Raw genomic sequence first — 22,134 nt, forward strand, 5'->3', positions numbered from 1 at the left:
TACTTTTTAAAAACTGCTTTTAGGAATATGAATAGAGAATTTAGCTCCTTTATTCGTATTTTCTACTTTTAGATTTCCTTTCATATTTTTTTCAACTATTATTTTTGACATATAAAGACCTATTCCTGTTCCATTACTATTCTCTTTTGTAGTAAAATATGGTTCAAATATTTTACTTTTTGGTTCAACAAATACTCCTCCACCATTATCTTCTATATTTAAAATTACATAATTTGTATCTTCATTTGCTGTTAGTTTTATTAGAGGATTTTTTATCTCTTTATCAATTAAAACATCTTTTGCATTATTTAAAATATTTAGAACAACTTGTTTATACTCATTTAAATAAGAGATTATTTTAAGATCTTTATCTATATTTATTTCTATTTTTATGTTGTAGTTATCTAAAGTACTTGAAATAATATTAATTACTAATTGAACTTCTTTTAATAAATTAAACTCTTCTTTCTCTTTTTTAGGTATAAAAAAATTTCTAAAGTCATCTATTGTATGAGACATAAATTCTAAAACTCTATCTGCTTCTTGTGATTTTTTTTCCATAGTTTCTTTATCAAGAGCATTTATACTATATTTAAATTTTATGAACATTAATATAGAAGATAGTTCACTTAGTGGTTGTCTCCACTGATGTGCTATGTTTGAAATCATCTCTCCTAAAGCTATAAATTTTGATTTTTGAACTAAAAGTTGTTCTTTTTCTCTATTTTTTTCAATTTCTTCTTTTACTTTTTCTTCTAAAAATTGATTTAATTCTTCTAATTCTTTTGCATTTGCTTTTACTTTTTTTTCATAATTCATTAAAGTTAAATCAATTTTTTGTGAAATTGCTATTGAAATTAAAATTGCAATCGATAAAAACATCAAAAATAGTATTATGTTTTGAGCAACTTGATTTTTTACTTTTTTTTGTAAATCTTGTCTTTTTATCTCTATTTCATTTTCAATATCATCGGTATATATTCCAGCAGAAATTATCCAATTCCATTTTTCATAATATTTGAAATATGAGAGTTTGTGCTTTGATTCATTAGAATCAGGTTTTTTATAAGCATATTGTGTATATGATTCACCAGTTTCTCTTATATCTTTTAAAAACTCTTCTCTAAACTTTTTCCCATCAGCATCTTTATAATTAGTTGATATTAATTGTCCAACTAAATCTGGTCTATTCGGATTTACAACAAGTATTGCAAAATTATCACCACCTTGCATATTTTTAACTTCATAAACAAAAAAATAGTTGCTTTTATTTTCTTCAAAAGTTACATTATTTAATAGTTTTATTGCTTCAGCTTTTTCTTGTTCGTCAGTTAAATTTGATTTGTTAGTGTTGTAATTTAATATATCAAATATTGTATTTATCTCTTTTTTTAGAGTTATTCTTTTATTTAAATAATATTCTTCAACAAATTTATTCATTTCTATTTCAAAATCATCATAAGTATTATTTACATAAAAATAAGATATTGCAAATATCATTGAAGACATTATTACAATAAAGGTAAATATTATACTTTTTGATAAATTATTTTCCATTGATAAATTCAAAATAAACCCTTAATTAGCATTATTTTGTTATCATAACATATGTTTTCTAATAAGGATTTTTATAATATGCAAAAAAATTTTATAAATAAACTTAGTGCTTTTTGTGTTCTTTATGTTGAAGATGAAAATGGTATTAGAAGTAATATAGAAGAGATATTAAAACACCTTTTTAAAGAAGTTTTGAGTGCTACTGATGTAAATGAAGCATATAATAAATATTTACAAAATAAACCAGATTTAATCATAACTGATATAAAAATGAAAGATAAAACAGGAATTGAATTACTTAAAAAAATTAGAGAAACAGATTCTAAAATAAGGATTATTATCACTTCTGCATATACTGATTTGGATTATTTATTAGAAGCTACTGAGCTACATCTAATAAAATATATTGTCAAACCAATAACAAATGATAAACTTATGGAAGCTTTAGAATCTTTTGTAAAATCTTATGATGAAAATAAAATATATAATCTTGATCAAAATTGGATTTTTGACTCAAGTAAATCTAGTGTTTCAAATGGAAAAGAGGACTTTATTCTTACAAAAAAAGAGTCGGCTTTTTTAAAGTTACTTATTACTAAAAATAGAATAATTACTTATGAAGAACTTGAAAATTCAGTTTGGGATGATGATTCTATTATGACGGCAAATGCAATGAGATTATTTATTAAAAATTTAAGAAAAAAATTACCTGACAATTTTTTGAAGAATATGCAAGGAATAGGTTATTATCATAATATAAGAGATAAAAACACTTAAGATTAAGTGTTTTATCTTTTATAATAATTTATCTTTTGAAATAATAACTCCATCATTATCAGCATAAAGATAATCTCCACTATTAAAAGTTACTCCTCCAAAATTTAATTCTATATCTCTAAAAGATTCTGTTTTCTCAAAATTTCTTAAAGGACAAGTTCCTATTGCAAAAAGACCAACATCAATATTTTTTGTTTCATCTATATCTCTTACATATCCGTTTAAAATAATTGCTCTCCAATTATTGTTTTTTGCAAATGTCATTAATTTATCTCCAACAACTCCAAAAAATTCTTCACTATTATCAACAACTACGATTTTTCCTTCACCATCTTCATCTCTTAACATTTCAAGTAATTGCCAATTGCTTTTGTCAAGTTTTAAAGTTACTATTTGTCCTGAAAATTCTTTTAATCCACCATAATTCTTAAATTTTGCAGATAGAACTTCTATTTTTTTTTCTCTATTATTGTCGCATAAGTCTGCTGTTTGTGTATTCATAATATTTCCTTATTTGCTAGATAGTTATAAGTAATATATTAATAAAAAGAAATGTATAAAAAGTGTATAAATTAAATTAATATTAAAAAAAAATATTAATTTAATAAAATAAGTAAAAATATAATATTTGAATAATTAAAATAAAAAAAGGATTTTCAATTAAACCAATTAATTTGTTCTCTTAGATTAACAACTTCGCCTATTACAATCATAACTGGTGTTGGTAAATCTTTTGATTTTTCAACAATATCTTCTAAAGTTCCAACAACAACTTTTTGTTGAGTTGTTGTGCCTTTTGATATTACTGCACATGGATAATCTTTTCTTTTTCCTAAGCTTAAAAGTTTTGAAGAAATTATTTCAATATTATGGTATCCCATTAAAAAAATAATTGTTTCATCATTTAAAAAAGTTTCCCACTCAATTTGAGATATTTTTTTCTTTGGATTTTCATGTCCTGTTACAACTCTAAATGATGTAGTAAGTCCTCTATGAGTTACAGGTATTCCTGCATATGCTGGAACAGCGATTGCTGAAGTAATTCCAGGTATGATTTCAAACTTTATTCCTCTTTGTCTTAAATAAAGAGCCTCTTCAGCTCCTCTTCCAAAAACAAAAGGATCTCCACCTTTTAGTCTTACAACATTTTCATATTTTAATGAAGCTTGATATATAAGTTCATTTATATCTTCTTGTGGAAGAGTATGTTTTTTATCTTCTTTTCCAACATAAATTAGTTCACACTCTTTTTTTGCAAGTTCTAAAATCTCAGGGTTTACTAATCTATCATAAATTAAAATGTCAGCATTTTGAATAGCTTTTACAGCTTTTACAGTAAGAAGTTCAACATCTCCAGGTCCAGCTCCTGTTAGATATACTTTTGGCAATTATATTTCCTTATATTAGTTATTCGCTGGAATTATAACTAAAAAAAATTAAAGCCTAAGAAGGAACTTTACAAGAGATAACAATATTCTCTAACTCTTTTTTTAAATCTTGTAATCTTCTTGTAGAATTTATTAGATGCTCTTGAGATTGAATAAAAATATCTTCGCTTTTATTTAACTGCTTTGCAATATCAGGTGAATTTGTCAATTCATCAAGAATATTATCAAACTCTGCATTTAATTCATCAAGTTTCAATGAAGCATTTTTTGATTGCTCTATCGCGTTTGTCGAATAAGACATAACGGAATTTATTTTATCAACAAAACAATTTATATTTTTTGACATTTCAATTATTTCATTTTCTCCTTCAAGTTTTATAGGAGTTAATGGTTCATCAAAACTTTGTTTTACAATTTTTTCTGATTCTTCAAGGAATTTTTTTACATTATCTTCCATAGTTCTTAATTGAATAAAACTATAAATCATTAAAAGTAAAATTAAAAAAGCAAATAGATATTGTATATATTGTAAATTATTCAATTTTTCTTCACTATATATAGTATAAATAGATACTAAATTATCAACTTCATTTAATAGTGTTGAATTTGTTAAATAAATAGAATTTACAACATTATCTAATAGTTGTAGAGAATCTTTATCATTTTTTTGTAGTAATTCTTTAAATTTAACTATATTTTCATGAAAACTTTTCCATAAAATATCAACTTTTACAAGTTGGTTTGCTATTTGTCTTGTTGGAGCTTCTTGAATTTTTGAAAGTTTATTTCCTTGAATTAACGTATTCAAATTGTAAATAAACTCTGTTGTAGAGTTATCAAGCTCAGTCATAGAAGCATTTTTATGTTGATATAAATAGAATATATTTTTTGTGATATTTTGAGTTAACATTCTTTGTTTACCAACAATATTTATTGTTAAGGCATCTTTTTTATTTTTATCATTTAAATATATTGTTGTAGTAATTATACTTATCATTAAAACAATAAATAAAAAACCAATTAATTTTATTTTTGTACTAATTTTATTTTTTTTCATATAGCAACCCCTTTAAATATAGAGATTAATTTTTCATTATCCTCTATTGAAACATAACCATTTTCAATGTTTATTATACCTTCTCTTGATAGCTTTTTTAATACTCTTGACAAAGTTTCTGGTTGTATATGTAACATAAATGATACTTCTTGCCGTTTTAGTTTATTAAACATTGGTAAATCTTGTTTTAACATAAAAGCAACTTTTGCCGTAGCATCAAAAACTAATTCTCTATTAACAAGACATTGAAGTTGATGTGATTTATCAAGGAGTGCCTGCATTAGTTCATTTGTCAAAATATTTTTTGATAAAAAATACTCTTGAAGTTTTTCAAAATTTACAGATAAAATAGTAGAATCTTCTATAAATGAAGCATTTGAAAAACAGGAAATATCAGTTGATTTTAAACTAGATAATTCACTAATTAAAGAGTTTTCATAAATATGATATAAAAATATTTCATTTCCAAATTTATCAAATTTATAAATTTTCAACAAACCTTCTACTAAAAAAAGAAGACTATTTTTTATGTCATTTTCGTAAAACAAAATCGAATTATTTTCATACTTTGACATAGTTGAGATTGAACATAAAAGCTTCATTTCTTCTTCATTTAGATTTTTAAAAAAATCTATTTTTTTTATATACTCAATTAAATGCATAACAAACCTTGCTATTTTTTTAAGCTATTATTGTATATTATGATTTCGAAAATGTCCATTAATACGCTATATAATAAGGAATATAATGAATTTTAAAAAATATATAAAAGCAGTTGCAACAGGTCCAAAAGGAAATAAAGATTTAACTATAGATGAAACTGCTGATGCAATTGAACAAATATTATTAAATAAAGTAACACCTGCTCAAGCTGCAGCATTTTTGATAGGTTGGAGAACAAAATATGAAACAGATGATGAATTAAAAGGTGCAATTTTAGCACTTAGAAAATTTATGAAATTTAAAAAAATAGAAGACTCTATTGAACTTGGATACTCTTTTGATGGAAGATGTGATAATCCATTTTTATTTCCTCTTTATGAAAATATTTTAGAAGAGTTTTATAAAAAGAATCAAGATGTTAAAAGACTAAATTTAGTTATTTCAGGAGATTATTTACAACCTGCAAAAGTTGGAATAACAACAAAAGATATTTTTTCTCAAATTGACGAAGGTCAATACATTCACTTTTTTGATAGAGTACAATACCTCAAAGAGTTGAGCGATATGACAACTTTAAGGCAAGAGTTAGGTTTGAGAACAGCTTTTAATACGATAGAAAAACTTTTAAATCCTAGTCTAAGCGAATATGGAGTTACAACAGCTTTTCACAAACCTTATGTTCAAAAATATTTAGATATTTTTTCTTTTCATTTTAAAAAGGTCGTAGTTTTAAAAGGTAGTGAAGGAAGTCCAGAAGTTTTTAAAGATGGTAAATATTGGATAAGAGAAGATAAAGATATTATAGAAAGAAGTTTTTCTTTAAAAGACTTTGGTATAAACTATGACAAAGAATTCAAAAATATTACTTTGGAAGAGTCTCTAAATATTGTAAATAATCATGATAATAATATTTTAAAACTTGCTAAGTTTAATGTCGCTTTAATTCTTTTATTTGCCAATAGAGTTTCATCATTAGATGAATCTTGGCAAAGATTGAATTAGAAAAAAAGGCAAAAAATGTTGATAGATGGATTTGGAAGAAAAGTTGACTATTTAAGAGTTTCTGTTACTGAAAGATGTAACTTTAGATGTCAATATTGTATGCCAGAAAAACCATTTTCTTGGGTTCCAAGAGAAAATCTTTTGTCTTATGAAGATCTGTTTAAATTTATAAAAGCTTCTATTGATGAAGGAATAAAAAAAGTAAGAATCACAGGAGGAGAACCTCTATTAAGAGAAGATTTGGATTTTTTTATAAAAATGGTTTTTGATTATAAAAAAGATATTGATTTAGCCTTAACAACAAATGGTTATTTATTATCAAAAATGGCAAAAAAATTAAAAGATGCAGGATTAAAAAGAGTAAATATCTCTTTAGACACTTTAAATAAAGAAACAGCTCAAAAAATAGCACAAAAAGATGTTTTAGAAAAAGTTTTAGAAGGAATAGAAGAAGCATCTAAAGTTGGATTAAAAATTAAAATAAACTGCGTTCCATTAAAAGGAGTAAGTGAAAAAGATGTACTAGAAGTTTTAGAATTTTGTAAAAGTAGAGGTTTTGTTGTAAGATTTATAGAATTTATGGAAAATTTTCATGCAAAAGATGGAGCAAAAGGTTTAAACAGCGATGAAATAAAAGCTATTATTGCACAAAAGTATCCAAATTTTAAAACAGTTTTAAGAGATACAAGCTCTCCTGCACAATATTATGAATTAGAAGATGGATATCAATTTGGAATTATTGAACCACATAAAGATGATTTTTGTGCATCATGTAATAGAATTAGACTTACAGCAGAAGGATTTTTAATCCCCTGTTTATATTTTGAAGATGCAATGAGTATAAAAAATGCAGTTCAAAGTAATAAAATAGATGAAGCAGTAGAAATTTTAAAAAAAGTTTTGAAAAATAAACCAGAAAAAAACAAATGGTCACAAAAAGATGATAATGAAGTTTCAACGAGAGCTTTTTATCAAACAGGCGGATAATATCCTATTAAACAAAAGTAAAGTATTTTTTTTATAAAATCCCATTTCATTTTTATAAATGAAAAAAAATTCACATATACCTATTAGGAGGTCAAGATGGCTTTAGATCAGGAAGTAAAAGCAGCTATTATTGCAAAATACGGAAAAAAAGATGGTGATACAGGTTCATCAGAAGTTCAAATTGCTTTATTAAGTGAGCAAATTAAAATTTTAACTGAGCATTTAAAAGTATTTAAAAAAGATCACTCTTCAAGATTAGGTCTTTTAAAAATGGTTGGAAAAAGAAAAAGATTATTAGCATATTTAAAAAGAACAGATTATGCTAGATTTACTGATATTGTAAATTCTTTAGGAATCAGAGCTAAATAATTTTAGTTTTGTCTTAAAAAAAGGGATTGTAGTTTATTCTACAATCCCTTTTTTTTTGCTCAATAAGTAATCTTAATAATAGTTCTTGTAAAATAGAAACAAAATAAAAATAGATTGGAATTTATAATATGTTATTAACAGAAAAAGTGAATATGCTTTACTTTCTTTGATTTCTATTGCAAAAAACAAAGAACCAAAGAATGTAGATGTTTTATCAAAAGAGTTAGATATATCAAAATCATTTTTAGCAAAAATTATGCAAAATTTGGCAAAACACGAGTTAGTAATATCTCATAGAGGAGTAAATGGTGGATTTGTACTAAAAAAACCTTTAGATGAGATTACTATTTTAGAAATAGTTGAAGCAGCTGAAGAGAGAGTTCCTATGGTTTTTGAGTGTGCTCCATCTTTACAAAGTTGCCCAAATAATAAAGCTAAATCTTGTATTATATGGCCTTTATTGAATAATTTACAATTTAAAGTAAATGATTTTCTATCAAAATTAACTTTAAAAGATATTGCGTAATGAAATTATTTCATATTTCACATACGGATTTAGATGGATATGGTTGTCAATTAGTTACGAATGAATTTTTTAAAGATGCGATATTTTATAATGCAAATTATGGTTTAGAAGTAAAATTATCTATAAAAAAAGTACTTGATGATATAAAAAACTATAAAGAGGAAAAAATACTTTTCATTATTAGTGACTTGAACTTGACTTTACAAGAGAGTGAAGAGTTAGATAATGAAATAAATATTTTAATAAATGATGGTTTTAATATAAAATTGCAGTTATTAGATCATCATATAACTGGAAAAAAAGGTGCTGAGAAATTTTCATGGTATTTTTTAGATGATAAAAGATGTGCAACACAAATAGTTTATGATTATTTGATTGAAGAATTTAATGCTCCAATTACATATCTTTCACCTTTAGTTAAAGCTATAAATGCAGTTGATATTTGGCTTGAGAATGAAACAAAAAACTTCGAGTTTGGAAAAGTTTTAATGTCAATGATAACTAAAGTAAAAGAGATAAATAATATTTTATTTGCAAATCTAAATAGAGAGTTTAAATTTTACTTACTTAAAAATGCTATAAAGTTTTTAGACGAAGAGAATGGTCATATAAAACTTGATAATGAAGTACATTTTATGAAAAAAGAGTTTCTAAAACTTAATAATACAGATGATACTTTAGATAATTTAAGTGCTGTTTATCTTGTAAAATGTTTGGCTGATATAAAAGATGAATTAACAATTTTTTATAAAGGACAAAAAGGGCTTTTAACTTACTGTTTAGGTTCTATTTCAATTCCTGCAAATACTTTTTTAAGAGCAAATAGTGATTATGATTTTTTTATAGATATAAACAAAAAAGGTAATGCTTCATTTAGAGCTGATGGAAAACTTGATGTTTCACTTCTTGCTTCAAAACTAGCAAATGGTGGTGGTCATATAAATGCAAGTGGTTGTAAATTTGAAGATTTTAAAGAAACGATAGATATTTTAGAAGTAAAAAAGTACATTCAAGAAAAGTTGGATAATTTATCATAAAGGAGAGAAAATGGAGTGTGAATTCCCAACAATTAATTCAAAAAGTGAAGAGATATTAGAAATTTTTAAAAATACAAAAACAATAGCAATAGCAGGACTTTCACCAGATCCTACTAAAGCTTCAAATATTGTTGCAGCTTATTTACAAAATGCTGGATTTAAAATAGTACCTATATATCCAAAAGAAGAGACTATTTTAGGCGAAAAAGTTTATAGAAGTTTAAGTGAAATACCATTTAGTATTGATATGGTTGATATTTTTAGAAAACCTGATGCTATTGCTTTGATTGTTGATGAAGCAATAAAAAGAGGTGATATTAAAACTGTTTGGTTTCAATTAGGCTTAGCAAATAATGAAGCTGCAAAAAAAGCGAAAGAAGCAGGACTAAATGTAGTACAAAATAAATGTACTAAGATTGAGCATAACGCACTATTTAATTAATCATTTTTTGATGTGTTGTTTAATATAAGTTTTGCAACACATCCTGATTTATCATCTTTTCTATTGTTTATAGAAATTCTAGCTTTTAAAGCTTCCGCTGCAATTTTTGCCAAATAAAGTCCTAGTCCTACACCACTTTGATTTCCTATTTTTTTAAATGGTGCAAAAAGATCAGTATTTCCATCTATTCCTATACCTTCATCTGTAACAGTTAGGATTATTTCATCACCTTTTTTTCTAAGTTTTATAGATATTGATTTATTATTTGGAGTAAATTTTATGGCATTTTGTATAAAGTTTTGTAAAATTTGATTAAATAAAGTTATTTGAATAGAAGTATCAAGTTTATTTACATTTGAAAAAAACGAAATATCAATATTTTTTTGAGCACTTAACATTTTGTAGTCATTTGTTTTATTTTTAATATATTCTACTAAATCTAAATCTGTGGCTTGTTCAAACTGTGCTCCTTCTGTTCTTCCTATATCTAAGATAGATGAAATCATAATATTCATATCATCAATCTCTTTTATTGTAAGTTTTAAAGCCTCTTCATATTGTTGTATTTCTCTTTTTTTCTTTAATAAAACTTCATTTTTTAATTTCATAACAGCAAGAGGAGTTTTTAATTCGTGAGCAATCCCAATAAAGAGTTCTTTTTTGAATTTTACATAAGTTCCAATTCTATGAGTTAAAGAATTTATAGAATTTGCTAAAGAGTGAAATTCTACAGGTAAATCTTTTTTATCAATTTTTGATAAAGAGTTTTCATCCATATTTGCTAATTTTTTATTAATTTGTATGATTGGTTTTAATAAAGTTCTTGAAACTACAAAAGAGTATAAAAGCATTAAAATAAATCCTGGAATAGCAAGAATAAAAAGGTTTTTAAATATTATTGAGTATATCAAATCTCTTTCTAAAGTTATATTTCTAGTTATTTGTAAAAAATCTCCTTCTTTTAAATCAAAAGGATATAATAATTCTAGGTAGTATTTATTATTAGTGTTAAAGTTAGAAAAATTTATATCTTTTAATTTGTAATTTTTTACTAAATTAATAGTTTGAATATCTGTTTTAACTGGAGTAAATTTATCTGGTGAAATATAATTTTTTTCTATTTGTTGTGCTTGACGAAGTAAATTGTCTTGAATATCATTATAAAAAGAGTTTTTAGCGTATTCATAAAAAATAAAAGAAAGAACAATAATGAAAATAGAAGTTGCTATAATCAATTTATTGTAAAATTGTTTATATATACTTTTATTTTCCATTATTTCCATAATTTAAATATAGATTTATTTATCCTCTGCTACGTTTGGATAGCAAAATCTATATCCTCTTCTTCTAATAGTTTCAATTGTAGAAATATTTAATGGTTTATCCATTTTTTGTCTAATTTGGTTGATAGCAACTTCAATTACGTTTGGAGTAACAAGTTCTGGTTCTTCCCAAATAGCATCTAATAATTGTTCTTTTGAAACAATTTGGTCTCTGTGACGTGCTAGGTGAGTTAATACTTCAAAAGGTTTACCTTTTAATTCTATCTCTTCTCCAGCATACTCAATTTTTTCTTCATCAGGATTGATTACTAAATCATCAATCTCAATTACATTTGTTCCACCAAATCTTAATCTTGCCTCAATTCTTGCAAGTAAGATATCAAAATCAAATGGTTTTTTAATGAAATCATCTGCACCAGATTTTAGTGCTTCTATTTCAGATTCTTTATCATCTCTTGCAGAAATGATAACAACAGCCGTTCTTGAACTTCTATTTTTTACAATTTTACACAATTCAATACCATCACCATCAGGTAACATCCAGTCAGTTAATACTAAATCATAATTTCTAATATCAATAAAATATTCTGCATCTTTGTAATTTTCAGCAGTATCTACTTGATAACCGAAGTCTGTTAAACCTTCTTGTAGTGTTCTGTTTAATGTAATTTCATCTTCAATAATTAAAATTCTCATAATTATCCTTAAATTTAAGTTAAATTTAATTTTCGACGGAAGTATAACATAAAAAATGGAAAATTTAAAGCCTTTTTAAGTTAAATATTAAAATTTATAAAATTATTCAATAAAAAATAATATTTACATATAAAAATCAACTATTTATTAACTATGAAAAGATAAAATATTGCAAAATTAATTTCTAAGGAATAAAATGAAAAAAATAGTTTCAAGTTTGGTTGCATCTATTGCACTAGCAACAGCTTTAAATGCTGCTGATGTATCTTATGCAACAGTAAATGGTGAAAATATCACTAAACAAGATATTGCAATGGCATTACAAGATCCAAGAGTAGATTTTGATAAATTACCTCAAGAAGCAAAAACACAAATTTTAGAGCAAATAGTAAACATGAAACTAATAGCACAACATGCTATTGATGATGGTGTTGAAAAAGATGCAAAATATGTAGAAGCTATGAAAAAAATAAAAAGTAATTTAGCTCTAGAAGTTTGGCAAAAAAATGAAATTGATAAAATAAAAGTTACAGAAGCAGATAAAAAAGATTTCTATGAAAAAAATAAAGAAAAATTTGTTGAGCCTGAAACTTTTGAAGCAAGTCATATTTTAGTAAAAACAGAAGCTGAAGCAAAAGATATAATATCTCAATTAGATAAAGCACCAAATAAAGTAGAAAAATTCAAAGAATTATCAAAAAAATCTTTAGATACAGCTTCTGCTAAAAATGGAGGAGCATTAGGTAGATTTGCAGTTGAGCAAATGGTTCCAGAATTTGGAAGCGCAGTTAAAGCTTTAGCAAAAGGTACATATTCAAAAACTCCTGTAAAAACACAATTTGGTTATCATGTAATATATTTAAAAGATAAATTCCCTTCAAAAACTTTTGCATATACTGAAGTAGAAAAAAATATCAATCAAGTTTTAATCGGAAATGCACTTAACAAAAAAATCAAAGAGTTAGTTGAAGATTTAAGAAAAGATGCAAAAATCGTAATCAAATAAGGAGATTAGTTTGGGTGTATTAGATATAGTAAAAGCTGGTGTTTTAACTGGTAGCGAAGCAAAAAAACTTTTTGCTTTTGCTAAAGAAAATAATTTTGCAATACCTGCTGTTAATGTTGTAGGAACCGATTCTGTAAATGCTGTACTTGAAGCAGCTCTTAAAGTTAACTCACCTGTAATTATCCAATTCTCAAATGGTGGAGCAGGATTTTACGCTGGTAAAGGTTTAAAATCTTCTGATGCTGCGGTTCTTGGAGCAATTAGTGGTGCTAACCATGTACATACTATGGCAAAAGCTTATGGAATTCCAGTTATTTTGCATACAGACCATGCAGCTAAAAAACTTTTACCTTGGATTGATGGATTAATTGAAGCTGGAGCTGAACACTTTTCAAAAACAGGACGACCTTTATTTACTTCTCATATGCTTGATTTAAGTGAAGAGAGTTTAGAAGAAAATATTGAAACATGTGTTGAGTATTTCAAAAAAATGAGTAAGCTTGATATGATGCTTGAAATTGAACTTGGAATTACTGGTGGTGAAGAAGATGGTGTTGATAACAGTGATGTTGATAACGCAAAACTATATACACAACCAGAAGAAGTTTGTTATGCTTATGAAAAATTAAAAGAAGTAAGTGATAACTTTACTATTGCTGCAAGTTTTGGAAATGTTCATGGTGTTTATAAACCAGGAAATGTTATTTTAAGTCCAAAAATTTTAGATAATTCACAAAAATATATTCAAGATAAATTAAAAACTTCTTCAAAACCAGTTGATTTTGTATTCCATGGAGGTTCAGGTTCTTTACTTGAAGAGATTAGAGAAGCTATCTCTTATGGTGTTATAAAAATGAATATTGATACAGATACTCAATGGGCAACTTGGGATGGTGTTAGAGCTTATGAAGCAAAATATCATGGATATTTACAAGGACAAATTGGAAATCCTGAAGGTGAAGATAAACCTAATAAAAACTACTATGACCCAAGAAAATGGTTAAGAGCTGGACAAGAAACTATGATTGCTAGACTTGAAACTGCATTTTCTGATTTATGTTCATTAAATAAAAACTAAATATTTTAGGGAATAAACTCCCTAAAATAAACTTCTTTTTTATAAAAATAAAAATCATTATTTATTTGTTACTATAATGCTATGAAATAAGAGTATAATTTTTGCATGAAGAAAAAGAAATTTTTCTTTAAATAAAAAAGAGGAAGAAAAGATGATTTATGCAAGACCAACGTACAAAACGCAATATGAAAACTTTATCGGTGGAGAGTGGATCGCTCCTGTTAGTGGTGAATATTTTGATAATATTTCTCCTGTTGATGGAAAACTTCTTACTAAAATTCCTAGATCAAATGAAAAAGATGTTGAATTAGCAATACAAGCTGCTAAAAAGGCATTTGAATCTTATAAACATACATCAGTTGTACAAAGAAGTACAATGTTAAACAAAGTAGCAGATTTAATTGAAAAAAATTTAGAAATGTTGGCTATTGCTGAAACATTAGATAACGGAAAAGCAGTTAGAGAAACTTTAAATGCTGATATTCCTTTAGTTGTTGACCATTTTAGATATTTTGCTTCTGTCATAAGAGCAGAATCTGGAACAGTTTCTGACTTAGATGAAAATACAATTTCTCAAGAAATTTATGAGCCATATGGTGTTGTAGCTCAAATTATTCCTTGGAATTTCCCACTTTTAATGGCCGCTTGGAAATTAGCTCCTGCATTAGCTGCAGGAAATTGCGTAGTTTTAAAACCTGCAAGTGCAACTCCAATGTCAATTTTACTTTTAATGGAAATTATTCAAGAAGCTTTACCAAAAGGTGTTATAAACATTATTAATGGAGCAGGTGGAAAAATAGGTAAATATTTAGCTACTCATCCTGATATTAAAAAAGTTGCATTTACAGGTGAAACAACAACTGGACAACTAATTATGCAATATGCAACAGAAAATATTATTCCTTCAACTTTAGAACTTGGTGGAAAATCACCAAATGTATTCTTTGAATCAATTATGGATGAAGATGATGAATTCTTTGATAAAGCAATAGAAGGGTTAGTTCTATTCGCATTTAACTCTGGTGAAGTGTGCACTTGCCCTTCAAGAGCATTAATTCAAGAATCAATATATGAACCATTTATGAAAAGAGTTTTAGAGAGAGTAAAAGCAATTAAACTTGGAAATCCACTTGATACAGAGTGCATGATGGGTGCTCAATGCTCTTTAAATCAAAAAGAAAAAATATTAAGTTATTTAAAAGTTGGAAAAGAAGAAGGTGCTGAACTATTAGTTGGTGGAGATGCATATAATTCTTCTGTTAATCCAGATGGTTTTTATATTCAACCGACTTTATTTAAAGGTCATAATAAAATGAGAATTTTCCAAGAAGAGATTTTTGGACCGGTTCTTGCAGTTACAACTTTTAAAGATGAAAAAGAGGCTTTAGAAATAGCAAATGATACAATCTATGGTTTAGGTTCTGGTGTTTGGTCAAGAGATGCACATCAACTTCATAGAATGAGCAGAGGAATACAAGCAGGAAGAGTTTGGGTAAATTGTTATCATATGTATCCTTCTCATGCTTCATTTGGTGGATACAAAAAATCTGGAATTGGAAGAGAAACTCATATGATGATGTTAAATAATTATAGACATACAAAAAATATTTTAACTTCATATAGTCCAAATGCTTTAGGATTTTTCTAAAATATAAATTAAGCCCATAAGATAAGTTATGGGCTTATAAAAAGGAGTCTAAAATGGCTTTAAAAAGATTAGATGTTACACCAAAAGCTGCCCAAGTTATAGAAAAACTAAAAGAACTTCATGGAGAATTAGTTTTTAATCAAAGTGGTGGTTGTTGTGATGGAACAGCTCCTATGTGTTATGAAAAAGCCGATTTTATAGTTCCAAGTCGTAATATAAAGTTGGGAGAAATTTGTGGTTGTGAGTTTTTTATAGACCATGAACAATATGAATATTTCAAACAAACTTTTATAACTATTGATGTAAAGGAAGAAAAATCAGCTTTTGGAAACTCATTTTCTTTAGAGATAGATTTAGGTTATCAGTTTATAACTCAATCTAGAATTTTTACAGATGACGAATATAGACAACTTTTAGAAGAAGAAAAAAAAGCTAGCAATTAGCTACTTTTTTTCTTCATTTGTAACTAAAGCAAGATTTACTAAACTATATTTTTGAAGTAAATCTAATACTTTCACAACTCTTTCATATTCTACTTTTTTATCTATTCTTACGATTACAGGATTATTTCTATTTTTTATAGCTTTTAAATTGTCTTCTAAAGAATCAAATGATACTTCTATTCCTTTAATTGCTAATTTGTCTTTTCCTAACTCTATAAAAATTTGTCCCTCTTTTACTTCCATTTCTTTTGCATTAGATGCAGGTAAATCAAGTAAAAGAGCAAGTTCCTCTTTTTTAAATACACTTGTTACTATAAAAAAGATTAAAAGAATAAAAACAACGTCAATAACAGGAGTTAAGTCTAAGCCTAAAGCTTCTCTTCTTTTCATTAGATGTGACCAACTAGCTCTTTTTTAGCTTTTACTTCAATAGTATCAATAGCTGAAATGAAGTGATTATAAGCTATTTGATGTGGAATAGATACGATAATTCCTGCGACTGTTGTAATAAGTGCAATAGCAATTCCACCTGAGAATATCGTAGGATCACCTAATCCTTTTAAAGTAATTTGATCAAATAAAATATATATCCCAACAACTGTTCCTAAAAGTCCAAGTAATGGTGAAATAATTGCAATATTTTTTATAACTGTAAGTCCAGATTCTAATTTTTTTGTTTCATATTCAATTTGAGCTTCAAGAGGTTTAGTTCTGTCAAGATTTTCTTTGATTTGAAGAATAAGTAAGTTCTTTTTAAAAAGTACAAGAAACTTCCAAATAATGATAGTAAAACCTACAATATTTAAAAATATTAAAATATATACGATAACTCCACCTTTATCAACATACTCAAAAAAATTCATAAATAGCCTTTTTATTTTTTGGTGTATTGTACAGAAATTTTGTTAATAAATGGTACAATTTTCGCTATGAACTACACTAATTCGCCAATAGAAGAGATATCTTTTAATAATCAAAAATATTTTATAAAAAGAGATGATTTACTCCATGTTGATTTTTCAGGAAATAAAGCAAGAAAATTATACTATTTTTTAAAAAATGACTTAAAAGGAATAAATAAAATCATATCTTATGGTTCAGCTCAATCAAATGCTATGTATTCACTATCAGTTCTTTGTAAAATAAAAAATCTAAAATTTGATTATTATGTTTCTCATATTTCTTCATTTTTAAAAGAGAATCCAAATGGTAATTATAAAGAAGCAGTTAAAAATGGTATGAATTTAATAGTTGGTGATTTGCCAAAAAGCTTTAATGATGATGAACTTCTTATTTGTGAAGGTGGAGCTGTAAAAGAGGCTTCTTTGGGAATAGAACTTTTAGCAAATGAGATAAAAGATTGGGTAAAAAAAGAAAATATTGAGAATTTAAAGATTTTTTTACCAAGTGGTACAGGAACAACTGCTCTTTTTTTACAAAAATATATACCTTTTGACGTTTTAACATGCTCTTGTGTAGGAGATGATGAATATTTAAAACAGCAATTTTTTGAACTTGAAAAAGAAAATTTTCCTAAAATTTTAGAAAAAGAAAAAAAATATCATTTTGGAAAACTATACAAAGAATTTTATGAAATTCATAAAGAGATTTTAAAACAAACAAATATTGAATTTGATTTACTTTATGATAGTTTGGGTTGGATAGTTTTTGAAAATTATGTAAAAAATTTAAAAAATAAAGACAAATATACTTTTTTATATATTCATCAAGGTGGAGTTTTGGGAAATAAATCTATGATTGAAAGATATAAATTTAAATATAAAATATAACAATATTTTTACTTTATATAACTTTATTACAAACTTAGATATAATCCTTCACTATGAAAAAGAAAAATATAATATTAATTGGTTTTATGGGTGTTGGTAAAGGTACAGTTGCAAGAGCTTTAGTAAAAAAAACTGATATGTTTGCAATAGATACTGATGATTTAATCGAAAGTATGGAAAACAGAAAAATCAAAAAGATTTTTGAAGATGAAGGTGAACCATATTTTAGAAATTTAGAGAAAAAAACTGCCTTATGGTTAGAAAAAAATGTCTCAAATACTATCATTTCAACTGGTGGCGGATTTTATAAACAAGAAAATTTAAATAAAATTGGAAAAGTCGTTTATCTAAAATCATCATTTCAAGGAATACTAGATAGAATAAATGAAGCACCAAATGCTCAAAATAAATTAAAAAAACGACCACTTTTACAAAATATTGAAGAAGCAATAAAACTTTATGATTCAAGAGTTAAAGAGTATGAAAAAGTTGCAAAAATAGTGGTTGATGTTGAAAAAAAAGATATAAAAGATATTATAAAAGAGATTTTAGGGAAAATATAAAATGAAAATTATAAATACAAAAGATGCAAATTTTAAAGCTGAATTTGAATCGATTTTAGCAAGAGCAAAAAGCGATATAAAAGGTGTTTCTTCTATTGTTTCAAATATTATTGATGAAATTGTAAATGAAGGAAATGTTGCTTTAAAAAGACATATTGAAAAGTTTGATAAATGGGAAGTTAAAAGTGATGAAGAACTTCTTATTTCACAAGATGATATGGAAAAAGCATATCTTAATATTGATGAAAAATTAAGACTTGCTTTACACACTGCTTTTAATAGAATAAAAGCTTATCATGAAAAGCAACTTCCAAAATCATGGATAGATTTTGAGTCAAATGGAACAATCTTAGGACAAAAAGTAACTCCAGTTGATAGAGCTGGACTTTATATTCCTGGTGGAAAAGCTGCTTATCCAAGTAGTTTACTTATGAATGCAATTCCAGCATTAGTTGCAGGAGTAAAAGAGATAGTTGTATGTACTCCAACTCCAAATAATGAAGTAAATGAACTTTTACTTGCAGCTTGTCACTTATGTAAAGTTTCAAAAGTTTATAAAGTTGGAGGAGCAAGTGCAATTGCTGCTATGGCTTATGGAACACAAACTATTTCAAAAGTTGATGTAATTACAGGACCTGGAAATATATTTGTTGCAACAGCTAAAAAACTTGTATTTGGTGAAGTAAATATTGATATGATTGCAGGTCCAAGTGAGATTGGAATACTTGCAGATGAAACAGCGAAACCTCACTATTTAGCAATTGATTTATTATCTCAAGCAGAACACGATGAAATGGCTAGTTCTATTATGATTACAACTTGTGATGAAGTTGCTAATTTAACAAGTAATGAAGTTGAAGAGTATTTAAAAACTTTAAGTAGAGAAACAATTGCTAGAAAATCAATTGATGAAAGAGGAGCAATAATTGTTGCTTCAAATATGGAAGAAGCAATTGAACTTATGAATGAAATTGCTCCTGAGCACTTAGAAGTTATGACAAAAAATCCTTTTGAATTACTTCCATTTATTAAACATGCAGGAGCAATTTTCTTAGGTGAAAATACTCCTGAACCAATTGGAGATTATATAGCAGGTCCTAATCATACACTTCCAACAGGAAGTACAGCTAAGTTTTATAGCCCATTAAATGTGGAAAATTTTATGAAAAAAAGTTCTATTATAAACTTTTCTAAAAATGCTATAAATGAGTTAGGAGAAGCTTGTGCTATTTTAGCCGACACAGAAGGTCTTACAGCTCACGCAAAATCTGTAAGAGTTAGATTAGAGAAATAAGGAAAAATTATGTCGATATTTAAAGATTGGTTTACCGAAGATGAAGATGATATTTTTATGGGTAGCCCAAAATCTAAATTCTTTGATGTTGTAAACGAAGCTTCAAAAGATATAGTTGAAGAAGAGATAGATAAAATAATAGAAAAATTAGCAGTTTTAGAAATGATGATGAGTGAAGACAAAGGTGAAGAATTTAATATAAACAATCATATTAAAGAGTATATATTAGAAAATGAAGACAAAGTAAAAGCTATGAAAAAAGGTCTTTATGTTGAGTTTACTGGTGAGATTATTTGTAGATTAGATTCATAAAAGGCTATTTGTGGAAGAGTTAGAATTAGTAAAAAATCAGATAAAAAAATTTGTAGAAGTTTGTAATTATGAAAAAAGTTTAGAACTTTTAGATAAATTGGCAACAGGAAAAATGTTGCGTTCAAAACTTATACTTAAAATTGCTGGAATAAATGAAGAGAGCATTAAGTTGTGTGCAATTGTTGAGATGATTCATGCAGCATCACTTTTACATGATGATGTTATTGATGAAGCTGATACAAGAAGAGGACAACCTAGTGTAAATGCGCTTTATGATAATAAAACTTCAATTATGTTTGGAGATATTTTATACTCACGTGCATTTACAGAACTTTCTCAAATGGATAAAAGAGTTGCTTATCATATTTCAAACGCAGTAACACTTTTAAGTATTGGTGAAATGATGGATGTTGATTTAACACAAAGTTTTAATACATCTTATACAAAATATCTTGATATGATTTATAAAAAAACAGCTTCTTTAATAGAAGCAAGTGCAAGAAGTGCAGCAATTTTAGTAAATCTTGATGAAGAAAAATATGCAACTTATGGTAAAAATCTTGGGCTTGCATTTCAAATGATAGATGATATTTTGGATATTACTCAGGATTCTAAAACGTTAGGAAAACCTGCAATGCTTGATTTTGTAGAAGGAAAAGTAACTATTCCATATTTGTATCTTTATGAAAGAGTTGAAGATAAAACTAAGCTAGAATCTTTATACAAAAAAGAGTTATCGGAAGATGAATCTCTTTGGATAAAAGAGCAATTAAAAATAACAAAAGCGTTAGAAGATTCAATTTTAGAAGCAAAATCGATTGGAAATAGTGCTATTGAAGCAGTTAAAGATGAAGAAAATAGTCAAACTCTAGTACAAATAATGAAAGCAATGATAGAAAGAGAGTTTTAATGAGTTATTTAGTAATTAGTTTTTCTCATAAAAATACAGATATAAAGTTAAGAGAAAAACTAGCTTTTAATAGTGATGAAGATAAAGATAGATTTTTAAAATTAATTTTGGAAAATGATATTACAAAAGAAGCTATTTTACTATCTACTTGTAATAGAGTTGAAATAATCACAAGAAGTTTAAATATAAAACAAAGTTCAAAAGATATTATTGAAAAATTGGCTACTTATTCGAAAGTTGATTTTGATGTTTTATATGATAGAGCAGATATTTATGATGCAGATGGTGCAGTTCATCACTTATTTTCAGTAGCTTCTGCACTTGATTCACTTGTTATTGGGGAAACTCAAATAGTTGGTCAACTAAAAGATGCTTTTAGATTTTCTCAAGCAAAAGGGTATTGTTCTTTAAACATAACAAGAGTTATGCACTATGCTTTTAAATGTGCAGCACAGGTGCGAACAGCAACTAGTTTAGGAACGGGTTCAGTTTCTGTTGCTTCAACAGCAGTTTCAAAAGCAAAAGATATAATAGGAAATACAAAAGATGTAAAAGCTCTTGTTGTTGGTGCTGGTGAGATGAGTGAACTTACAGTTAAACATCTTATTGCTTCAGGATTTGATGTAACAATAATAAGTAGAGATACAAAAAAAGCTCAAAATCTAGCTTCAACTTTTGAAGTTCATGTAAATGTTGAGCCTTATGATAAATTAACACAATTATTAATAACAACACCTATTATGATAACAGCAACTTCTGCTCCATATCCAATAATTACTAAAGAAAATGCTCCAAGTTCAAATATAAATAGATATTGGTTTGATATTGCAGTTCCAAGAGATATAGATGAAAATATCTCAATGTCAAATTTAGAAATCTTTTCTGTTGATGATTTACAAGATATAGTAAATGAAAATATGAGTTTAAGAGCAGAACAGGCAAAAACTGCTTATGGGATAGTAAGTCGTATGTCTTTAGAGTTTTTTGAATGGTTAAAATCTCTTGAAATTGAACCAATAGTAAAAAATCTTTATTTAAAAGGTAATGAAATAATAGATAAAAAAGTAAAAAATGCTATTAAAAAAGGTTTTATAGATTCAAAAGATGAAGAAAATATTAGAAAACTGTGTTTAACAGTAATTACTGAATATTTGCACAATCCAGCAAAACAATTAAAAGATATTTCAAAAAATATGGAGTGTGATTTAGTTGTAGGAACTGTTCAAAATATGTTTTCTTTAAATGAGAATTCAACTTCAAAAAATAGATATAAATGTGACCATTTATCAAAAAATTAATATAGGAA

26 protein-coding genes are annotated in these 22,134 nt (G+C 26.3%); 17 read left to right on the plus strand and 9 right to left on the minus strand.

Going from position 1 to position 22,134, the window contains the following annotated elements:
• Positions 1-6: 6 nt before the first annotated feature.
• Positions 7-1,569 (minus strand): cache domain-containing protein, encoded by a 1,563-nt coding sequence (locus CKV87_RS01810; RefSeq protein WP_012012194.1) that lies wholly within the window; start codon positions 1,567-1,569, stop codon positions 7-9.
• 66 nt (positions 1,570-1,635) lie between these two features.
• On the opposite strand from CKV87_RS01810, the gene CKV87_RS01815 reads away from it, so the two are divergent.
• Positions 1,636-2,334: a response regulator transcription factor gene (locus CKV87_RS01815; RefSeq protein WP_012012195.1), complete on the plus strand. Its 699-nt coding sequence runs from the start codon at positions 1,636-1,638 to the stop codon at positions 2,332-2,334.
• Positions 2,335-2,352: 18 nt separating this feature from the next.
• Here CKV87_RS01815 and rraA read toward each other — a convergent pair whose 3' ends face one another.
• The 4 genes from rraA to CKV87_RS01835 form a co-directional block, all read right to left on the minus strand.
• The gene (gene rraA / locus CKV87_RS01820; protein WP_012012196.1) at positions 2,353-2,835 is read right to left on the minus strand and encodes a ribonuclease E activity regulator RraA; all 483 of its coding nucleotides are present in this window, start codon (positions 2,833-2,835) and stop codon (positions 2,353-2,355) included.
• A gap of 155 nt (positions 2,836-2,990) precedes the next feature.
• Complete coding sequence (gene cobA, locus CKV87_RS01825) at positions 2,991-3,722, minus strand: uroporphyrinogen-III C-methyltransferase (protein WP_012012197.1); 732 nt, start codon at positions 3,720-3,722, stop codon at positions 2,991-2,993.
• Between the two features lie 55 nt (positions 3,723-3,777).
• Positions 3,778-4,779 carry a type IV pili methyl-accepting chemotaxis transducer N-terminal domain-containing protein gene (locus CKV87_RS01830; RefSeq protein WP_012012198.1) on the minus strand — a complete coding sequence of 334 codons (1,002 nt, stop codon included), beginning with the start codon at positions 4,777-4,779 and terminating at the stop codon, positions 3,778-3,780.
• Positions 4,776-5,441, minus strand: coding sequence for a Crp/Fnr family transcriptional regulator (locus CKV87_RS01835; protein ID WP_012012199.1), 666 nt, complete (start codon positions 5,439-5,441; stop codon positions 4,776-4,778). Before CKV87_RS01835 ends, CKV87_RS01830 begins: the two co-directional genes overlap by 4 nt.
• Positions 5,442-5,526: 85 nt before the next feature.
• Between CKV87_RS01835 and CKV87_RS01840 the strand changes: the two genes are divergently transcribed.
• The 6 genes from CKV87_RS01840 (at position 5,527) to CKV87_RS01865 (ending at position 9,805) form a co-directional block, all read left to right on the plus strand.
• The gene (locus CKV87_RS01840) at positions 5,527-6,444 is read left to right on the plus strand and encodes a glycosyl transferase (RefSeq protein ID WP_012012200.1); all 918 of its coding nucleotides are present in this window, start codon (positions 5,527-5,529) and stop codon (positions 6,442-6,444) included.
• A 15-nt stretch (positions 6,445-6,459) separates the two neighbouring features.
• Positions 6,460-7,431 carry a GTP 3',8-cyclase MoaA gene (gene moaA, locus CKV87_RS01845; RefSeq protein ID WP_012012201.1) on the plus strand — a complete coding sequence of 324 codons (972 nt, stop codon included), beginning with the start codon at positions 6,460-6,462 and terminating at the stop codon, positions 7,429-7,431.
• Between the two features lie 96 nt (positions 7,432-7,527).
• Positions 7,528-7,800 (plus strand): 30S ribosomal protein S15, encoded by a 273-nt coding sequence (rpsO, locus tag CKV87_RS01850; protein WP_012012202.1) that lies wholly within the window; start codon positions 7,528-7,530, stop codon positions 7,798-7,800.
• Between the two features lie 133 nt (positions 7,801-7,933).
• Complete coding sequence (locus CKV87_RS01855; protein WP_095065847.1) at positions 7,934-8,326, plus strand: RrF2 family transcriptional regulator; 393 nt, start codon at positions 7,934-7,936, stop codon at positions 8,324-8,326.
• Positions 8,326-9,363, plus strand: coding sequence for a DHH family phosphoesterase (locus CKV87_RS01860; RefSeq protein ID WP_012012203.1), 1,038 nt, complete (start codon positions 8,326-8,328; stop codon positions 9,361-9,363). Before CKV87_RS01855 ends, CKV87_RS01860 begins: the two co-directional genes overlap by 1 nt.
• A gap of 10 nt (positions 9,364-9,373) precedes the next feature.
• Positions 9,374-9,805: a CoA-binding protein gene (locus CKV87_RS01865; RefSeq protein WP_012012204.1), complete on the plus strand. Its 432-nt coding sequence runs from the start codon at positions 9,374-9,376 to the stop codon at positions 9,803-9,805.
• On the opposite strand, the gene CKV87_RS01870 is transcribed toward CKV87_RS01865, so the two are convergent.
• Both CKV87_RS01870 and hsrA read right to left on the minus strand, forming a co-directional pair.
• On the minus strand, positions 9,802-11,079 hold the full coding sequence (locus CKV87_RS01870) for a HAMP domain-containing sensor histidine kinase (RefSeq protein WP_012012205.1): 1,278 nt from the start codon (positions 11,077-11,079) through the stop codon (positions 9,802-9,804). The two genes, CKV87_RS01865 and CKV87_RS01870, sit on opposite strands and share 4 nt — an antisense overlap.
• Positions 11,080-11,103: 24 nt before the next feature.
• Positions 11,104-11,784, minus strand: coding sequence for a homeostatic response regulator transcription factor HsrA (gene hsrA / locus CKV87_RS01875; RefSeq protein ID WP_004510433.1), 681 nt, complete (start codon positions 11,782-11,784; stop codon positions 11,104-11,106).
• A gap of 196 nt (positions 11,785-11,980) precedes the next feature.
• On the opposite strand from hsrA, the gene CKV87_RS01880 reads away from it, so the two are divergent.
• The 4 genes from CKV87_RS01880 (at position 11,981) to CKV87_RS01895 (ending at position 15,959) form a co-directional block, all read left to right on the plus strand.
• Positions 11,981-12,790 (plus strand): foldase protein PrsA, encoded by an 810-nt coding sequence (locus tag CKV87_RS01880; protein ID WP_012012206.1) that lies wholly within the window; start codon positions 11,981-11,983, stop codon positions 12,788-12,790.
• 10 nt (positions 12,791-12,800) lie between these two features.
• Positions 12,801-13,868, plus strand: coding sequence for a class II fructose-bisphosphate aldolase (gene fbaA / locus CKV87_RS01885; protein ID WP_012012207.1), 1,068 nt, complete (start codon positions 12,801-12,803; stop codon positions 13,866-13,868).
• 151 nt (positions 13,869-14,019) lie between these two features.
• Positions 14,020-15,516 carry an aldehyde dehydrogenase family protein gene (locus CKV87_RS01890; protein ID WP_012012208.1) on the plus strand — a complete coding sequence of 499 codons (1,497 nt, stop codon included), beginning with the start codon at positions 14,020-14,022 and terminating at the stop codon, positions 15,514-15,516.
• 53 nt (positions 15,517-15,569) lie between these two features.
• A complete protein-coding gene (locus CKV87_RS01895) occupies positions 15,570-15,959 on the plus strand; it encodes a DUF779 domain-containing protein (protein WP_012012209.1) in 390 nt (129 codons plus the stop codon).
• On the opposite strand, the gene CKV87_RS01900 is transcribed toward CKV87_RS01895, so the two are convergent.
• The gene (locus tag CKV87_RS01900) at positions 15,960-16,349 is read right to left on the minus strand and encodes an ExbD/TolR family protein (protein ID WP_012012210.1); all 390 of its coding nucleotides are present in this window, start codon (positions 16,347-16,349) and stop codon (positions 15,960-15,962) included.
• A complete protein-coding gene (locus CKV87_RS01905; protein ID WP_004510439.1) occupies positions 16,349-16,822 on the minus strand; it encodes a MotA/TolQ/ExbB proton channel family protein in 474 nt (157 codons plus the stop codon). Before CKV87_RS01905 ends, CKV87_RS01900 begins: the two co-directional genes overlap by 1 nt.
• A 66-nt stretch (positions 16,823-16,888) precedes the next feature.
• Between CKV87_RS01905 and CKV87_RS01910 the strand changes: the two genes are divergently transcribed.
• The 6 genes from CKV87_RS01910 to hemA are packed head-to-tail and all read left to right on the plus strand — an operon-like array spanning position 16,889 to position 22,126.
• Complete coding sequence (locus tag CKV87_RS01910) at positions 16,889-17,749, plus strand: 1-aminocyclopropane-1-carboxylate deaminase (protein ID WP_041644865.1); 861 nt, start codon at positions 16,889-16,891, stop codon at positions 17,747-17,749.
• Between the two features lie 53 nt (positions 17,750-17,802).
• Entirely contained in the window at positions 17,803-18,312 is a 510-nt protein-coding gene (locus tag CKV87_RS01915) for a shikimate kinase (RefSeq protein WP_004510442.1), read from the plus strand.
• 1 nt (position 18,313) lies between these two features.
• On the plus strand, positions 18,314-19,606 hold the full coding sequence (gene hisD, locus CKV87_RS01920) for a histidinol dehydrogenase (protein WP_012012213.1): 1,293 nt from the start codon (positions 18,314-18,316) through the stop codon (positions 19,604-19,606).
• Between the two features lie 9 nt (positions 19,607-19,615).
• Positions 19,616-19,918, plus strand: a complete 303-nt coding sequence (locus CKV87_RS01925; protein ID WP_012012214.1) for a DUF2018 family protein — start codon at positions 19,616-19,618, stop codon at positions 19,916-19,918.
• A gap of 10 nt (positions 19,919-19,928) precedes the next feature.
• Positions 19,929-20,828: a polyprenyl synthetase family protein gene (locus CKV87_RS01930; RefSeq protein ID WP_012012215.1), complete on the plus strand. Its 900-nt coding sequence runs from the start codon at positions 19,929-19,931 to the stop codon at positions 20,826-20,828.
• Entirely contained in the window at positions 20,828-22,126 is a 1,299-nt protein-coding gene (gene hemA, locus CKV87_RS01935; RefSeq protein WP_012012216.1) for a glutamyl-tRNA reductase, read from the plus strand. The genes CKV87_RS01930 and hemA overlap by 1 nt, the downstream gene beginning before the upstream one ends.
• Positions 22,127-22,134 lie beyond the last annotated feature (8 nt).

This window comes from Aliarcobacter butzleri (genome assembly GCF_900187115.1).
GTDB lineage: Bacteria > Campylobacterota > Campylobacteria > Campylobacterales > Arcobacteraceae > Aliarcobacter > Aliarcobacter butzleri.

What these genes read in the sequence shown, in the direction of transcription:
- CKV87_RS01900 (WP_012012210.1), bottom strand. Translation starts at nt 16,349, where the DNA reads ATGAAAAGAAGAGAAGCTTTAGGCTTAGACTTAACTCCTGTTATTGAC.
- CKV87_RS01905 (WP_004510439.1), bottom strand. Translation starts at nt 16,822, where the DNA reads ATGAATTTTTTTGAGTATGTTGATAAAGGTGGAGTTATCGTATATATT.
- CKV87_RS01835 (WP_012012199.1), bottom strand. Translation starts at nt 5,441, where the DNA reads ATGCATTTAATTGAGTATATAAAAAAAATAGATTTTTTTAAAAATCTA.
- CKV87_RS01895 (WP_012012209.1), top strand. Translation starts at nt 15,570, where the DNA reads ATGGCTTTAAAAAGATTAGATGTTACACCAAAAGCTGCCCAAGTTATA.
- hsrA (WP_004510433.1), bottom strand. Translation starts at nt 11,784, where the DNA reads ATGAGAATTTTAATTATTGAAGATGAAATTACATTAAACAGAACACTA.
- CKV87_RS01865 (WP_012012204.1), top strand. Translation starts at nt 9,374, where the DNA reads ATGGAGTGTGAATTCCCAACAATTAATTCAAAAAGTGAAGAGATATTA.
- CKV87_RS01880 (WP_012012206.1), top strand. Translation starts at nt 11,981, where the DNA reads ATGAAAAAAATAGTTTCAAGTTTGGTTGCATCTATTGCACTAGCAACA.
- CKV87_RS01815 (WP_012012195.1), top strand. Translation starts at nt 1,636, where the DNA reads ATGCAAAAAAATTTTATAAATAAACTTAGTGCTTTTTGTGTTCTTTAT.
- rraA (WP_012012196.1), bottom strand. Translation starts at nt 2,835, where the DNA reads ATGAATACACAAACAGCAGACTTATGCGACAATAATAGAGAAAAAAAA.
- CKV87_RS01915 (WP_004510442.1), top strand. Translation starts at nt 17,803, where the DNA reads ATGAAAAAGAAAAATATAATATTAATTGGTTTTATGGGTGTTGGTAAA.
- hisD (WP_012012213.1), top strand. Translation starts at nt 18,314, where the DNA reads ATGAAAATTATAAATACAAAAGATGCAAATTTTAAAGCTGAATTTGAA.
- CKV87_RS01830 (WP_012012198.1), bottom strand. Translation starts at nt 4,779, where the DNA reads ATGAAAAAAAATAAAATTAGTACAAAAATAAAATTAATTGGTTTTTTA.
- CKV87_RS01910 (WP_041644865.1), top strand. Translation starts at nt 16,889, where the DNA reads ATGAACTACACTAATTCGCCAATAGAAGAGATATCTTTTAATAATCAA.
- CKV87_RS01870 (WP_012012205.1), bottom strand. Translation starts at nt 11,079, where the DNA reads ATGGAAAATAAAAGTATATATAAACAATTTTACAATAAATTGATTATA.
- moaA (WP_012012201.1), top strand. Translation starts at nt 6,460, where the DNA reads ATGTTGATAGATGGATTTGGAAGAAAAGTTGACTATTTAAGAGTTTCT.
- hemA (WP_012012216.1), top strand. Translation starts at nt 20,828, where the DNA reads ATGAGTTATTTAGTAATTAGTTTTTCTCATAAAAATACAGATATAAAG.
- CKV87_RS01925 (WP_012012214.1), top strand. Translation starts at nt 19,616, where the DNA reads ATGTCGATATTTAAAGATTGGTTTACCGAAGATGAAGATGATATTTTT.
- CKV87_RS01860 (WP_012012203.1), top strand. Translation starts at nt 8,326, where the DNA reads ATGAAATTATTTCATATTTCACATACGGATTTAGATGGATATGGTTGT.
- CKV87_RS01890 (WP_012012208.1), top strand. Translation starts at nt 14,020, where the DNA reads ATGATTTATGCAAGACCAACGTACAAAACGCAATATGAAAACTTTATC.
- CKV87_RS01840 (WP_012012200.1), top strand. Translation starts at nt 5,527, where the DNA reads ATGAATTTTAAAAAATATATAAAAGCAGTTGCAACAGGTCCAAAAGGA.
- rpsO (WP_012012202.1), top strand. Translation starts at nt 7,528, where the DNA reads ATGGCTTTAGATCAGGAAGTAAAAGCAGCTATTATTGCAAAATACGGA.